This is a genomic window from Roseovarius sp. A-2 (assembly GCF_002072155.1).
Lineage (GTDB): Bacteria > Pseudomonadota > Alphaproteobacteria > Rhodobacterales > Rhodobacteraceae > Roseovarius.
The window spans coordinates 501,570-516,022 of the sequence record NZ_BDIY01000001.1 but is presented as its reverse complement, the minus strand read 5'-3'; the positions used below and the strand labels follow the sequence as shown (position 1 = coordinate 516,022).

General features: G+C 63.5%; 14 protein-coding genes and 1 tRNA gene. 4 read left to right on the top strand and 11 right to left on the bottom strand.

The annotated features are described in order from the left end of the window. Positions 1-21: 21 nt before the first annotated feature. Both typA and ssb read right to left on the bottom strand, forming a co-directional pair. Positions 22-1,842 (bottom strand): translational GTPase TypA, encoded by a 1,821-nt coding sequence (typA, locus tag BHD06_RS02565; protein ID WP_080455389.1) that lies wholly within the window; start codon positions 1,840-1,842, stop codon positions 22-24. Positions 1,843-1,978: 136 nt separating this feature from the next. Next, on the bottom strand, positions 1,979-2,476 hold the full coding sequence (gene ssb, locus BHD06_RS02560) for a single-stranded DNA-binding protein (RefSeq protein WP_080455388.1): 498 nt from the start codon (positions 2,474-2,476) through the stop codon (positions 1,979-1,981). Between the two features lie 191 nt (positions 2,477-2,667). Here ssb and BHD06_RS02555 point away from each other — a divergent pair, with 191 nt between their 5' ends. Beyond that, complete coding sequence (locus BHD06_RS02555) at positions 2,668-3,258, top strand: lytic transglycosylase domain-containing protein (protein WP_080455387.1); 591 nt, start codon at positions 2,668-2,670, stop codon at positions 3,256-3,258. Between the two features lie 292 nt (positions 3,259-3,550). On the opposite strand, the gene BHD06_RS02550 is transcribed toward BHD06_RS02555, so the two are convergent. Together BHD06_RS02550 and BHD06_RS02545 are read right to left on the bottom strand one after the other, a co-directional pair. Next, entirely contained in the window at positions 3,551-5,203 is a 1,653-nt protein-coding gene (locus BHD06_RS02550; RefSeq protein WP_080455386.1) for an ABC transporter substrate-binding protein, read from the bottom strand. 161 nt (positions 5,204-5,364) lie between these two features. Beyond that, positions 5,365-6,228 carry an N-formylglutamate amidohydrolase gene (locus tag BHD06_RS02545; RefSeq protein ID WP_080455385.1) on the bottom strand — a complete coding sequence of 288 codons (864 nt, stop codon included), beginning with the start codon at positions 6,226-6,228 and terminating at the stop codon, positions 5,365-5,367. 145 nt (positions 6,229-6,373) lie between these two features. Between BHD06_RS02545 and BHD06_RS02540 the strand changes: the two genes are divergently transcribed. The 3 genes from BHD06_RS02540 to BHD06_RS02530 all read left to right on the top strand — a co-directional run bounded on the left by BHD06_RS02540 (position 6,374) and on the right by BHD06_RS02530 (position 8,056). Continuing rightward, positions 6,374-6,448: transfer RNA gene (locus BHD06_RS02540), tRNA-Val, on the top strand. Between the two features lie 77 nt (positions 6,449-6,525). Further along, a complete protein-coding gene (gene ykgO, locus BHD06_RS02535; RefSeq protein WP_050663377.1) occupies positions 6,526-6,651 on the top strand; it encodes a type B 50S ribosomal protein L36 in 126 nt (41 codons plus the stop codon). A gap of 160 nt (positions 6,652-6,811) precedes the next feature. Continuing rightward, the gene (locus tag BHD06_RS02530; protein WP_080455384.1) at positions 6,812-8,056 is read left to right on the top strand and encodes an FAD-binding oxidoreductase; all 1,245 of its coding nucleotides are present in this window, start codon (positions 6,812-6,814) and stop codon (positions 8,054-8,056) included. A gap of 59 nt (positions 8,057-8,115) precedes the next feature. Here the strand turns inward: BHD06_RS02530 and BHD06_RS02525 are convergent, their stop codons facing one another. The 7 genes from BHD06_RS02525 to BHD06_RS02495 form a co-directional block, all read right to left on the bottom strand. After that, positions 8,116-9,336 carry a phenylacetate--CoA ligase family protein gene (locus BHD06_RS02525; protein ID WP_080455383.1) on the bottom strand — a complete coding sequence of 407 codons (1,221 nt, stop codon included), beginning with the start codon at positions 9,334-9,336 and terminating at the stop codon, positions 8,116-8,118. A 42-nt stretch (positions 9,337-9,378) separates the two neighbouring features. Next, on the bottom strand, positions 9,379-10,203 hold the full coding sequence (locus BHD06_RS02520) for an ABC transporter ATP-binding protein (RefSeq protein WP_080455382.1): 825 nt from the start codon (positions 10,201-10,203) through the stop codon (positions 9,379-9,381). Between the two features lie 109 nt (positions 10,204-10,312). After that, entirely contained in the window at positions 10,313-11,599 is a 1,287-nt protein-coding gene (locus BHD06_RS02515) for an ABC transporter substrate-binding protein (RefSeq protein WP_080455381.1), read from the bottom strand. 77 nt (positions 11,600-11,676) lie between these two features. Continuing rightward, on the bottom strand, positions 11,677-12,753 hold the full coding sequence (locus BHD06_RS02510) for a branched-chain amino acid ABC transporter permease (protein ID WP_080455380.1): 1,077 nt from the start codon (positions 12,751-12,753) through the stop codon (positions 11,677-11,679). Position 12,754: 1 nt separating this feature from the next. Further along, a complete protein-coding gene (locus tag BHD06_RS02505) occupies positions 12,755-13,105 on the bottom strand; it encodes a hypothetical protein (protein WP_139784613.1) in 351 nt (116 codons plus the stop codon). Beyond that, entirely contained in the window at positions 13,102-13,359 is a 258-nt protein-coding gene (locus BHD06_RS02500) for a hypothetical protein (RefSeq protein WP_080455378.1), read from the bottom strand. Before BHD06_RS02500 ends, BHD06_RS02505 begins: the two co-directional genes overlap by 4 nt. Positions 13,360-13,443: 84 nt before the next feature. Then, positions 13,444-14,433 (bottom strand): branched-chain amino acid ABC transporter permease, encoded by a 990-nt coding sequence (locus BHD06_RS02495; RefSeq protein ID WP_080455377.1) that lies wholly within the window; start codon positions 14,431-14,433, stop codon positions 13,444-13,446. Between the last annotated feature and the right edge of the window lie 20 nt (positions 14,434-14,453).

Below are 14,453 nucleotides of genomic sequence, written 5' to 3'. Positions count from 1 at the left end.
AGCCGCCTCACGGCTCCGGCGCTAGCCCTTTTTCGACATCCGCTTGCGCTCGTGCGGGTCGAGATAGCGCTTGCGCAGGCGGATCGCGTTCGGCGTTACCTCCACCAGTTCGTCATCGTCGATATAGGCAATCGCCTCTTCCAGACTGAGCGTGATCGGCGTCGTCAGGCGCACCGCTTCATCGGTGCCCGAGGCGCGCACGTTGGTCAGCTTTTTACCCTTCAGGGGGTTCACCTCAAGATCGTTCTCGCGGCTGTGCTCGCCGATGATCATGCCGGTGTAGACCTTGGCCTGCGCCCCGATGAACATGCGTCCGCGATCTTCTAGGTTCCATAGGGCAAAGGCCACCGCATCGCCGTTTTCCATCGAGATCAGCACGCCCGCGCGACGGCCGGGAATCGGGCCCTTGTGCGGGGCCCAGCCGTGAAATACGCGGTTGAGCACCCCGGTGCCGCGCGTATCGGTCAGAAACTCGCCATGATAGCCGATCAGGCCGCGCGACGGCACATGCGCGATGATCCGCGTCTTGCCCGCCCCCGCCGGTTTCATCTCGGCCAGCTCGCCCTTGCGCGGGCCGGTGATCTTTTCGATCACCGCGCCGGAATATTCGTCATCGACGTCGATGGTAACCTCTTCGATAGGCTCCAGCCGCTCGCCGTTCTCGCCTTCGCGCATCAAGACTTGCGGGCGCGAAATGCTGAGTTCAAACCCCTCGCGGCGCATGTTCTCGATCAGCACGCCCATCTGCAATTCGCCGCGCCCCGCAACCTCGAACGCCTCGCCGCCCGGCGTATCACTGATCTTGATGGCGACGTTCGATTCGGCCTCTTTCATCAGGCGCTCGCGAATGACCCGGCTCTGCACCTTCTTGCCGTCGCGGCCCGCCAGCGGGCTGTCATTGATGCCAAAGGTGACGGTGATGGTGGGCGGATCGATGGGCTGCGCCTCAATCGGCTCTTCCACGGCGAGCGCGCAGATCGTATCGGCCACCGTGGCCTTGGACATACCCGCAAGGCTGACGATATCGCCTGCGGTCGCCTCCTCGATATCCTGGCTTGCCAGACCCCGGAAGGCCTGGATACGGGTGACACGGAACTGCTCGATCTTCTGGCCGATGCGGCTGAGCGCCTGCACCGTCTGACCCACCTTGAGACGGCCCGATTCGACGCGGCCCGTCAGCAGGCGACCGACAAACGGATCAGCCCCGAGCGTGGTGGCGAGCATGCGGAAATCGTCGTCCACCTGCGCGATCTGGCGCGGTGCCGGGACGTGATTGACGATCAACTCGAACAGCGCCGAGAGATCCTTGCGCGGCCCGTCCAATTCGTGATCGGCCCAACCCGAGCGGCCCGAGGCATACATATGCGGGAAATCGAGCTGATCGTCATTGGCGTCGAGATTGGCGAAAAGGTCGAAACACTCGTTCAGCGCGCGGTCGGGCTCGGCGTCGGGCTTGTCCACCTTGTTGAGCACCACGATGGGCCGCAGCCCGAGGCGCAGTGCCTTGGAGGTGACGAACTTGGTCTGCGGCATCGGCCCTTCGGCGGCATCGACCAGCAGGACGACACCATCGACCATGCTCAGGATGCGCTCCACCTCGCCGCCGAAATCGGCGTGACCGGGGGTGTCGACGATGTTGATGCGGGTCTTCTTCCACATCAGGCTGGTCGGCTTGGCAAAGATCGTGATGCCGCGCTCGCGCTCCAGATCATTGCTGTCCATGGCGCGCTCATCCACCGCCTGATTGGCGCGAAACGCCCCCGACTGTTTCAGCAATTCGTCCACGAGGGTGGTCTTGCCGTGGTCAACGTGGGCGATGATGGCGATGTTGCGCAGATCCATTGGGGTGTCCTGTTCCGTGATGCCCGCGCCCTACATGCCGCAGCGCGGAATGACCAGAGGCAAAGCGCGCGCGAGGGTGCACGCGCGCGCTTGGCTGTGGTGACGCGGTGACAGCAGACGGGCCGCGCTCAAGCGATCAGAACGGAATCTCGTCATCCATATCGCGCGACGGGCGGCTGCCACCGCCGCCGCCGACATCGCCGCCCCCGCCATAATCGCCGCCGCCGTAGCCCTGATCCTGACCGCCGCCATAGCTGCCGCCACCGCCGCCGCCGCCATCGCTGCGACCGTCGAGAAAAGTCATTTCACCGGCATACGGCCGCAATACCACCTCGGTCGAATAGCGATCCTGACCGCTTTGGTCCTGCCATTTGCGGGTTTCCAGCTTGCCCTCGATATAAACCTTGGAGCCCTTCTTCAGATATTGCTCGGCCAGCCGCACAAGCGCCTCGTTGAAAATCGCCACCGTGTGCCATTCGGTACGCTCGCGCCGCTCGCCGGTGTTGCGGTCCTTCCAGGTCTCCGAGGTGGCGATGCGCAGGTTGCAGACCTTTCCGCCATTCTGAAATGTGCGTACTTCCGGGTCGCGGCCCAGATTGCCGATGAGTATTACCTTGTTGACAGAGCCGGCCATCGCGCCCTCCTTGAATCGAGTTATCCGTGCATTCCGACGGTTACACCATCGCAACGAGGTGAAGGAAAGATAAAAATACACCCGTTTTGCGCGGGATATCGCGTAACCGCGGTACGAAAGGCAGAAATGGCTCGAAACTTCGGGCGGTTTCCGTATATTGCGAGCCAGCTGGGACGACGGGACAGGGACAGATGCTCGGACGGATGAGTGCGATGGTGATCGCGGCGCTGATGCTGCCGTCGGACGTGCGGGCTGACGTGCTGTCGACCAAGGGGCGCCTCTCGACATTTGAGTCGCAGACCCGGGTTCTCGATACCCGCGCGCGCGAACAGTACAACAGTTCGGTACGGCTCCAGCCCGAACGCTTTCAGGCCCCGACCATGTGGGACGACCTCGCACCGTCCTTTCGCGGGGCCTATCGCGGGCCTTATCTTGACCTGGCGAAACAGGCGGCGCGGCGCTACCGGGTGCCCGAGGATCTGTTCGTGCGCCTGGTGCAACAGGAATCAGGCTGGCGCGCCGATGTGGTTTCGCACAAGGGGGCGATTGGCCTTGCGCAACTGATGCCGCAGACCGCCCGGCTCCTCGGCGTCAATCCGCATGATCCGCGCCAGAACCTCGAAGGCGGCGCGCGCTATCTCGCAGAGCAATACCGAACCTTCGGCTCGTGGCGTCTGGCGCTGGCGGCCTATAATGCCGGGCCGGGCGCGGTGCAGAAATACGGCGGAGTGCCGCCGTTCAAGGAAACCCGCAATTACGTGCGGGTGATCTTGGGCAGCTAGGGCGGCTGAGTTGCGGCGGGTAATGGCTTGAAGCGGCCATAGCCCCCCGCCAGAAGGTGCCGCGCGGTCGCAGGGCCGGGGACTGGCGATGCAACGGTTGTGGCAGGTACTTTATTCCAGCCAAGTTATTCAAAACTCAACACGTTGCGCGCCCTATCAAATCGCCAGGCCGCGGGACGGCCCGGCGATCGCGCGGCACCTTCGGTGCGTTTCGCGCGGGGTGCTTCAACGGCAACTCCAGGCCACCCGCCCCCCAGGGCGCAATCCGCTCGCGAGGCGCGCAACAGCTGCCTCAACCCCGAAAACCGATCCTGTAGAGATGGATCTCGTTCGAGGGGTGCTTTTCGGCATTCACCAACTGCCCATTGTGGTGATTGTAGAGCGCGCGCCAAAAGGGCTGGATGATCACACCCTCGTCGCGCAGAATGGTTTCAAGCCGCGCCATCACGGCGCGTCGCGCCTCCGGATCCGCCAGACGATTTGCCTCGTCGAGCAGCGCATCGAACTCGGCATTGGAAAACCCGCTCTCGTTCCAGACAGCGCCCGAGCGATAAGCGAGCGACAGCACCTGCACGTCAAGCGGGCGGTGGTTCCATTGGGTGCCGGAAAACGGATAGTCGCGCCAGTTCGACCAGAAAGTCGCGCCAGGCACAATTCGGCGCGCGACCCGCAGCCCGGCATCGCGCAACTGCGCCGCCACGGCATCGCCGGTGTTGCGCTGCCATTCATCATCGAGCGTCACCAGCTCATGCTGAAAGCCCAGCAGCCCTTCGGCTTCGATCTCGGATCGGGCAAGGGCGGGGTCATAGGGCGCGGGGCCGATATCGGCATAGGCGGGGTGGATCGGGCTGACATGGTGATTGGCCGCCACCGTGCCGCGCCCGCCATAGCCCAGTTCGAGGCAGATCGCGTTATCCACTGCGAGAGCGAGCGCGCGCCGCACGGCGGCATTCCGATAGGGGTTGGTCCCCACAAGATCGGCGCTCTGCGAGGCGCGCACCACCATGGTTGCCGCCGTCTCGGTATGGGTGGCGGTCCAGCCGATGGCATTCATCGCGTCGATGAAATCGCCCACCGTTTCATAGAGCAGATCGACAAACCCGTCGTCCGCCGCAGCAAGCCAGGTCGAGGGGTTGGTGCCCAGGTCGATGAATTCGACCCGGTCGAGCCACGGCCCGCCGAACACCTTCGTGCCCCACCAGTCGTGATCGGGGTGGCGTTCGAGAATGCAGCGCTCCCCGACCGTCATGCCAACCGGACGAAACGGGCCGGTGCCAATGCCGTGGGTGAAGGGATCACCGCCGTCATAGCTCTGATGCACGATGGCGGCCGGATAGTCCGACATGTTGGCGATCAGCGCAATATCCGGGCGCGACAGCGTCAGGCTGACGGTCAGCTCGTCCTCGACCCGGATCGCCCCCGCGCGCGCCTGCCCCGTGGCCGGGTCGATCAGCGCCGTACAGCGGCTCGCCATGGAATTCCCGGGCGCGGTGGTGTCGCACCAGCGGGTGATGTTATACGCCACGTCTTGCGCGGTGAACGGATCGCCGTTGTTCCAACGCACGCCCGGCCGCAGGCGCAGTACGTAGCCAGTCGCGTCGGCATTGACCTCCCAGCTGTCCAGAAGCATGCCGTGAAACACGCCGTCGCCCTTGTATTCCACCAGATACTCCAGGAACCCCCGGGTCTGATTGGCCAGTTCGCTCCAATCATAGCTGCGCGGGTCCTTGGGCGGCTTGACGCTTTGCTGAATGCGCAGGGTGCCGCCCCGGGCGATGGCGGGCTGCGCGCGCACCGGTCGGGTCAAGCCGCCCAGGGCATAGGCCGCCGTTGCCCCGAGCCCGAGCGTGGTCACCCGGCTGAGAAATTCGCGTCGCCCCATGCGCCCGGCCCGAAGCTCTGTCACGAGGGGGGCAGTCGCGGGATGGGGGGGCGTTTGCGTCATGGCTGGCTTTCGTCGGTTGGGGGCTTTGAACATTAGATATTGCCGTGCGCCCGAGCGCAACCCGGCACGCAGGCGAAGGAGCACCGGAACGCAACCACCCCCGACCTGACCGGCCCGGAGCGAAGACTGAAGCGCACCGCGCAGGGCGCGTGATCCCGCCCCTACTCCGCCGCCAGCGGCACCGCGTCAGAGCGCCCGATATCCGCGATCTCGCGCACCACGTCGCGCATCACGCGACGAAAGCCCTCGAAATTTCCGTTGGGCCGGATCAGACGCTCGTTCATGTAAAGCGCGCGGTCGATCTCGATCTGCACCGCATGCCGCCCCCGTGCGGGTCGGCCATAAGCCTGCGTGATATAGGCCCCGGCAAATGGCGTGTTGCGCGTCACCACCAGCCCCGCCCGGGTGAACGCCTCCTCGATCCGGTCCACCACCGCGCCATCCGCGGCAGCCCCGAACCGGTCGCCCAGCACGATCTCGGGGCGGCGCACGCCGCGCCGCGCCACCGCATCCACCGCCTCATGCGGCATCGAATGGCAATCCACCAGAATCGCCTCGCCGAACATCATATGCGCCTGATCAAGCTGCCCCTGCAACGCCGTGTGATAGGGCCGCCAATAGGTCTCGATCCGGTGCCGCGCCTCAGCCATGCTCAGCTTGCCGGAATAGATCGCCTGCCCGTTGGCCACCACCCGGGGAATCACCCCCAGCCCCGAGGCCACCCGCGGATTGTGCCCTTGTCTGCTCACACCCTCGATCAGGGCCGGATCAAGCTCATCGGCGCTGCGGTTGAGATCGACATAGGCGCGCGGCGCCCCCGCCTTGATGAACGGCGCGCCCGCGCGCGGCGCACAGTCAAACAACTGATCGACGAACGCATCCTCCGACGAGCGCACAGAATGCTCGTTGAGCGCGGTGCGGCGCAGGAAGGTCCAGGGGTAATCCCGCCCGCTATGCGGCGAGGCGAACACCACCGACGTGGTGCGCCGTTCGGGATGGATCAGGTGATAGGCGGCCTTCGGCATATGCGCTCCTCTTGAAAGTCATAATAGACCGAAAATGCGTATCTAAAAGCCCTTGATCCCCTCTCCGACTCCTTTTATAGACCAGCGAACCGGCGCGGGCTTCCGCGCCCTCTTCGTTAGGGCGCATGGTTCGGCTGGCATTCATGGGCGATTAGCTCAGCGGTAGAGCACTTCGTTGACATCGAAGGGGTCACAAGTTCGAACCTTGTATCGCCCACCATGAATTCACTGTTTCGCATCTGCGAAACACCCGTAACCCAAGGCGCTCGCCCGCGCCACGACAGACAGGAGACGACCATGAAGGTTCGTAATTCGCTGCGTTCGCTCAAGAACCGGCATCGCGATTGCCGTGTCGTGCGCCGCAAAGGCCGCGTCTACGTCATCAACAAGTCGCAGCCCCGGTTCAAGGCCCGTCAGGGCTGAACCCGGCACCCGGCGCCACCGCGCCCGGCAGAAATCAAAACCCCGCCCCTCAACCGGGCGGGGTTTTTCTTTGGCCCCCCCCCCTCACATGCCCTTGCCGCGCGCCGCGCGCTGCGCTTAGGTGGCGACGATCCCGCGACACATCAGCCAGAGGCCGCCCGTGACCACCCCCCAGAACATCATCGTCATCGGTGCCGGCATCTGCGGCCTCAGCGCCGCCATCTGGCTGCGCCGCGCGGGCCACGCGGTCACGCTGGTGGATCGCGACTATCCCGGCGCGGGCGCATCACAGGGCAATGCCGGACTGCTCGCGCAATGGGCCATCGTGCCGGTCAACACCCCCGATCTCATTCCCACCGCGATCAAATACCTCAGCAACCCGCGCTCGCCGCTGTTCCTGCAATGGTCCTACCTGCCGCGCCTGCTGCCGTGGCTCTGGCAGTTCACTCGCAACGCCACCCCCGAGGGCACCCGCCGCATGGTCGAGGGGCTGATCCCCATCATCGGCGACAGCGTCGACCAGCACCGCGCGCTTGTGCGCGGCACACCGGCCGAACACTGGCTCGCCACCAGCGATTTCGCCTATGCCTATCCCAGCCGCGCAGCCTTTGACGCCGACAGCTACGGCTGGGAGATGAAGCGCACCGCCGGGCATATCCCCGAGATGATCGAGGGGGCCGCAGTGCAGGAGGTCGAGCCGATGCTTGGCCCCGCCACCCAATGCCTCGCCCTGCTCAGGGACCACGGCCATATCCGCGACCCGCTCGCCTACATGACCGATCTCGCCAAGGTTCTGCAATCCGAGGGCGGGCAGTACCGCCGCGCCGAGGTGCGCGACATCACCCTCATCGACGGGCGCATCACCGGCGTGGTGACCGATCAAGGCACGCTGTCCTGTGATACGGCTGTTCTGGCGGCGGGCATCTGGTCGAAACCGATGATGCGCAAGCTTGGCCTCAAGGTGCCCTTGGAAGCCGAGCGCGGCTATCACCTGCATTTCCAAAACCCTTCGCAGATGCCGCGCCACCCGCTGATGATCTCCAATGGCAAATTCGCGGTCAACCCGATGGCCCATGGGCTGCGCTGCGCAGGCACCGTGGAACTGGGCGGCATCACAAAGGGGCCGTCGCGCGCGCCGCTCGATCTCATCCGCCGCGTCTCGGCACAGGTTTTCCCGGATTTGAAGTATGACAGCGTCGAGGAATGGATGGGCTTTCGCCCCTCGACCCCGGACAGCCTGCCGCTGATCGGCGAAATAGGCGGCACGGGCGTACACGCGGCCTTCGGGCACCAGCATATCGGCCTGACAGCAGGGCCCAAGACCGGGCGGCTCATCGCCGACATGATCGCCGGACGACGCCCCAATATCGACCTCGCCCCCTATGACGCTAACCGGTTCAACTAAGCGCACCCGCGATCTTCAACAGATCGCGGTCCGAAATATTTTCAAGATTTCGGCACCCCTCACTCGTAGCTGCGCAGATCCTCGATCACCTTGCCGTCATTGGGCAGGCTGCCCGGCGGCACCACCTCGATCCGGCCTTTGAGCTTGAGCACCTCGGTCACCGCCCCGGCATAATGATCGGCCTCTCCGCCGGTGGCCTCGATCCGCACGGTCATCACATCCGCCTCGCCCTCGCGGCTGGCAATCACGCGGGCGCGCGAAATCGTATCGTGCCGCGCCACCAGGGCCGCCACCTGTTCGGGGCGCACGAACATGCCCTTGATCTTGGTGGTCTGATCGGCGCGGCCCATCCAGCCCTTGATGCGCATATTGCTGCGGCCACAGGGGCTCTCCCCCTCCATCACCGCGCTCAGATCGCCGGTAGCGAACCGGATGAGCGGGTAATCGGGGTTGAGCGTGGTTACCACCACCTCGCCCACCTCGCCGGGGGCGACCGGGTTGCCGGTGCCGGGGGTCACGATCTCGACGATCACGCCCTCATCGACGATCATCCCCTCCTGCGCGGCACTCTCATAGGCGATATTGCCCAGATCGGCGGTGGCATAGCATTGCAGGCACGCAATCCCGCGCTCCGCATATTCCGCGCGCAGCGACGGGAAGAGCGCCCCACCCCCCACCGCCGCCTTGGTGATCTTGAGGTCCAGCCCCATCTCCCCGGCCTTGTCGAGAATGACCTTGAGGTAATCGGGCGTGCCCGCATAGGCGGTGACGCCGACGTCATGCGCGGCGCGCGCCTGCAACTCGGTCTGGCCGGTGCCCGCGGGCAGCACCGCCGCCCCCACCGCCCGCGCGCCGTTCTCAAAGATCATGCCCGCAGGCGTCAGGTGATAGCCAAAGCAGTTCTGCACGATATCGCCCCGCCCCACGCCGCAGGCATGCAGGAAACGGCCCATGCGCCACCAGTCGTGGCCCCCCCCGCCCGGCTCGTAGATCGGGCCGGGGGATTGAAACACATGCGCAAACCCCGAGGCAGGCAAACCAGTCAGCCCGCCGAACGGTGCCGCCGCGCCCTGCGCGCGCCCCAGATCGGATTTGCGCAATACCGGCAGCGCCGAGAGCGCCGCCGCATCGGTGATGCGCTGCGCCTCCACCCCGTCCAAGGCCCCATTATAACCCGGCAATCCCTGCGCCCGTGCGATCTGCGCAGGCAGGTCGCGGGCCAGCGCCTCGGCGCGGTCTGCGGCGCTGCGGGTCTCTTGGGCGTCGAAATAGTCGGTCATGCCATCATCCTCTGGCGTGGGTCTGGGGAAACGCGAACCGGATCACGCCAGCCACCGCTTGCGGCGGCGATAGCTGCGCACGTCGCGAAAGCTCTTGCGCCCCTCGTCCGACATGCCAAGGTAGAATTCCTTGACGTCAGGGTTCTCGCGCAGGTCCTTGGCGGGGCCGTCCATCACCACCCGGCCCGATTCCAGAATATAGCCGTAATGCGCAAAGCGCAGCGCGACATTGGTGTTCTGCTCGGCCAGCAAAAAGGTATAGCCCTGCTGCTCGTTGAGCGATTTCACGATGTCGAAAATCTGCTCCACCAACTGCGGGGCCAGCCCCATCGACGGCTCGTCCAGCAGGATCGTCTCGGGGCGGCTCATCAACGCGCGCCCGATCGCCACCATCTGCTGCTCCCCGCCCGAGGTATAGCCCGCCTGTGATTTGCGGCGCTCCTTGAGGCGCGGGAAATAGTCGTAAACCATGTTCAGATCGGCGTCGATATCGCCGCGCGAGGCCCCCCGCGTATAGGCCCCGGTCAGCAGGTTTTCCTCGACGGTCAGATGCTCGAAGCAATGCCGCCCCTCCATTACCTGCACCACGCCCTTTTTCACCAGATCCGAGGTCGGCAGATCCTGCACCCGCTCGCCGCGATAGTGGATCGTGCCCTTGGTCACCTCGCCGCGCTCGGATTTCAGCAGGTTCGAGATCGCCTTGAGTGTCGTGGTCTTGCCAGCCCCATTGCCACCTAGCAGCGCCGTGATCCCGCCCTTGGGCACGCTCAGGCTCACGCCCTTGAGCACGAGGATCACGTGATTGTAGACCACCTCGATATTGTTGACCTCGAGAAGCGCCTCATCGGTCTTTCCTGCATCCGGCATCAAAGCTCTCCGTCCCAGTCAGGCAGGTCGACCCCACCTTCATCGTTCCAAAAATACTCAAATCGTCCGGCCGCCGACCCGTGCGGCGGCCGGACAGTGTCACGACGCCTCAGCAGCCAGGCTCAATCCCGTTCTCCTCGGCGAACTGCGCCGAATCCTCGGCCACCAGCTTGCCGATGATCTCCTGATCCGACTGGTAATAATCGGTGATCAGGGTGAACTCACCGGCCTCGGCATCCCATTGCGACACGGCACCATAGCCGTTGCCACCGTGGTTCGCGCAGGACACCTTGAACTCGGGGCCGAAGTTCGGCAGGCCAAGCGCCACCATCTTCGCCTCGGTCATCTCCAGGTTCTCCATGCCGTCGCGCATCTGGGCTGCATTGACCGCGCTCACGCCGTGGATCTCCTGTGCGGTCTTGATCGCCTCGGCGGCCAGCATCGCGGCATACATGCCCCGGTTATAAAGCACGGTGCCCAGCTGATCACCCGCGCCCGCGGCATTGCCGGTGTCCACGACATGTTTCTGAATATCCGCGTAAACCGGGTAATCCGACCCGAGATTGTGGAAGGTCAGCGCCTTGTAGCCATTGGCCCGGTCGCCCGCCGGTTTCACGTCGTTCTCCGAGCCCGACCACCAGATGCCAATGAACTGATCCATCGGAAAACGGATGTTCACGGCTTCCTGAATGGCAACCTGGTTCATCACGCCCCAGCCATACATGATCACGTTGTCGGGCTTTTCGCGGCGGATCTGCAACCATTGCGATTTCTGCTCCTGACCGGGGTGATCGACCGGCAGCAGCATCAACTCGAACCCATGCTTCGCGCTCAGCTCTTCCAGCGTGCGAATCGGCTCCTTGCCATATGCCGAGTTGTGGTAGACCAGCGCGATTTTGCGGCCCGAGATATCGCCACCGTTCTCGTTCAGGATATGGGTGATCGCGTGGCTCGCCCCGTCCCAGTAGTTGGCGGGATAGTTGAACACCCAGGTGAACACTTCACCATTCTTGGCCGAGGTGCGCCCGTACCCCATCGTATGAAGCGCGATACCGTCGGCGGAGGCCTTGGGAATGAGCTGATAGGTGATGCCCGTCGAAAGCGGCTGATAGACCAGCGCGCCGTTGCCCTCGTCCTTGGTGCCCTCGTAGCACTCAACGCCCTTCTCGGTGTTGTAACCGGTCTCGCATTCGACGAGGTTGATCATCTCGCCGCCGATACCGCCGTCGCGCTCGTTGAGCAGGGTAAAGTAATCCTGATACCCGTCCGAGAACGGAATGCCGTTCGCCGCATAAGGCCCGGTGCGATAGCTCGTGTCGACGACGGTCAGCTCGGCCAGCGCCGGTCCCGCCATCATCGCCGCCGCCAGTGCGGTTGCCATAAGTTTCTGTTTCATCGGTATTATCCTCCCTTGGTTTTTATCCGATGTCTTGTCTTGAACGCGGCCTCCCGCGCCCAATCCCGTTGCCCGCCCTAATACGGGAAGGGCCAAAGTCTCAGCTTTTCCTTGGCCACCCGCCACAGCTGCGCCAGCCCGTGCGGCTCCGCGATCAGGAAGACGATGATCAGTGCGCCCACGATCATGAACTCCAGATGCGCCGCCAGATCGGTGGGCCAGCCCAGCCCCCCCACCAACGTGTTCTTCAAGAGCACCGGCAACAGCACCAGGAACGCCGCCCCGGCAAAGCTGCCGAAGATCGAGCCAAGCCCGCCGATGATTACCATGAAGAGGACAAGAAACGACTTGTTGATGCCGAACGCCTCGCCCACCTCGACCGCCCCCAGATAGACCGCAAAGAACAGCGCCCCCGACAGCCCGACGAAAAAGCCCGACACGGCAAAGGCCGACAGCTTGGCCTTGAGCGGGTTTACCCCGATGATCTCGGCGGCGATGTCCATGTCGCGAATGGCCATCCACTTGCGCCCCGCCATGCCGCGCGTCAGATTGCGCGCGATGATCGCCGAGGCGACAACGAAGACGAGGCAGAATAGATAGGCCGCCCAGGGTGCGGTTTCCGCCCCGGTAACCGGCACGCCGAACACTGTGCGCTCCGGCGCGCTGATCTGCCCCGAGGCCGAATAGTTGTAGAACCACCCCACCCGGTTGAAGATCCACACCAGAAAGAACTGCGCCGCCAGCGTCGCCACGGCCAGATAGAACCCCTTGATCCGCAAGCTTGGCAGACCAAAGAGCACGCAGACCCCCGCCGTGATCCCGCCTGCGATGATAATGTGGAAAAAGATGCTGACCTCGGGAAACGCAACCATCAGCTTGTAGACCGCATAGGCCCCCACCGCCATGAACCCGCCGGTGCCCAGCGACACCTGCCCGCAATACCCCACAAGGATATTGAGACCGATCGCCGCGATCGAATAGATCAGGAACGGCAGAAAGACCGCGTTGACCCAATAGTCATTGAGAACAAAGGGTACGACCGCAAAGGCCATGACCAGTACCACGTAATAGCGATAGCGGTCGAACTTGATCGGAAAGGTCTGGCTGTCGTCGGTATAGGAGGTCTTGAAATCCCCCGCCTCACGGTAAAACATTTCAAGCTGACCTTTCTGCTAGGTATTTTTTCGCTTCAGTCATGTTCGCGAACCGCTTTGGTCCTTCAGCAGTATCAATGACTGCCATACCGTCTTCAAAACGCGGTTCGGAATTGGCATCTGTTGGCAGCTCTTTATTATTGAACTTGGGCTGTTGAGGGCTTGCCGCGTCATTAAGTGCCATCTCAATCCCTGCAAGTTTGTCACAAATGAACCCGACCGAGAAAACGCCAATCGAAGACATGAACAAATAGAGGCTTGCAAGATAAAGTTCGTTCGTGAGCAGCCAAGCCGCGCTAGTTAGGCTCAACACTCCGAAAACATAGCAACTATAGACAATCAGTTCTCTCACCGAAGAACCTCCCCATGAATGTCGTCGTCGTCGCGCTTTTGCGCGCGGTTGGCGGGCTTGGCATAGCCCGTCGCCTCGGTGTGGCGCACCAGCCAGAAATAGGCGAGCATACCCACCCCGCCGCCCAGAGCGGCCAGCACGGCGGCAATCACCATCTGCCCGCTCTGATCTGGTCCGGCGCTGAACGCCAGATACCCGAAGGACCAGAACCCGGCCCAGGCCACCACGTTGGCAATCGCAATCAGCTTTTGCATTTCACCGCCTCCCGCATCGAAGGGTTTGCCGGTTGGGCGGGTGTCGTGGCGCGCAGCGACACGCGGTCGCCCGCACGGTTCGTATCAAACGCGCTCAATGATCTTCTCCCCAAACAGGCCCTGCGGCCGGAACACCAGAAAGACCAGCGCCAGCACATAGGCGAACCAGATTTCCGTGGCCCCGCCCAGATACGGCGCGCCGATCGTGAACTCGAACAGCTTTTCACCGACCCCGATGATCAACCCGCCGACAATCGCTCCGGGGATCGAGGTGAAGCCGCCCAGCATCAGCACCGGTAACGCCTTGAGCGCGATCAGCGAGAGCGAGAACTGCACGCCTGATTTGGTGCCCCACATGATGCCCGCGACCAGCGCCACGAAACCGGCCAGCGACCAGACCATCACCCAGATGAACTTGAGCGAGATACCCACCGACAGCGCCGCCTGATGATCATCCGCCACCGCGCGCATCGCCCGGCCATGTTTGGAATACTGCGCGAAGATCACCAACGCGATCACCAGCAGCGCCGCCACCAGCGTGGCCCACAGATCGAGATTGTCGATGAAGAAGCCATAGCCGAAGATGTTATAGGTCACCTCGTCGATCATGCCGTTGATCCCCTGCGGCAGGCCAACATCCAGCTTCTTGATGTCAGAGCCCCACATCATGTCCCCGAACCCTTCGAGGAAATAGGCCAGACCAATCGTGGCCATGAACAGGATGATCGGTTCCTGCCCGACAAGATGGCGAAAGATGAACTGATTGACCGCCCAGGCCAGCGCCACCATCACCACCATGGTCAGAAGGAGCGCACCCAGCGCGGGCACCGTCCATCCGAAATGGTGCACCTCGGTGCCGAAAACCGCGTTGATCAGGTGACTGAACGGCACCTGTCCCTCCATGATCCCGACCAGCGTCAGGGCGGCGAAGAGCGCGAGCACGCCCTGCGCGAAATTGAAAATGCCGGAGGCCTTGAAGATCAGCACAAAGCCAAGCGCCACGAGCGCATAGAGCACCCCGGCCATGAGCCCGTTCAGGAACACTTCCATTCCCCAGATAAACTGCTCAGGCATGGCGCAAGCCTCCGTTTTTC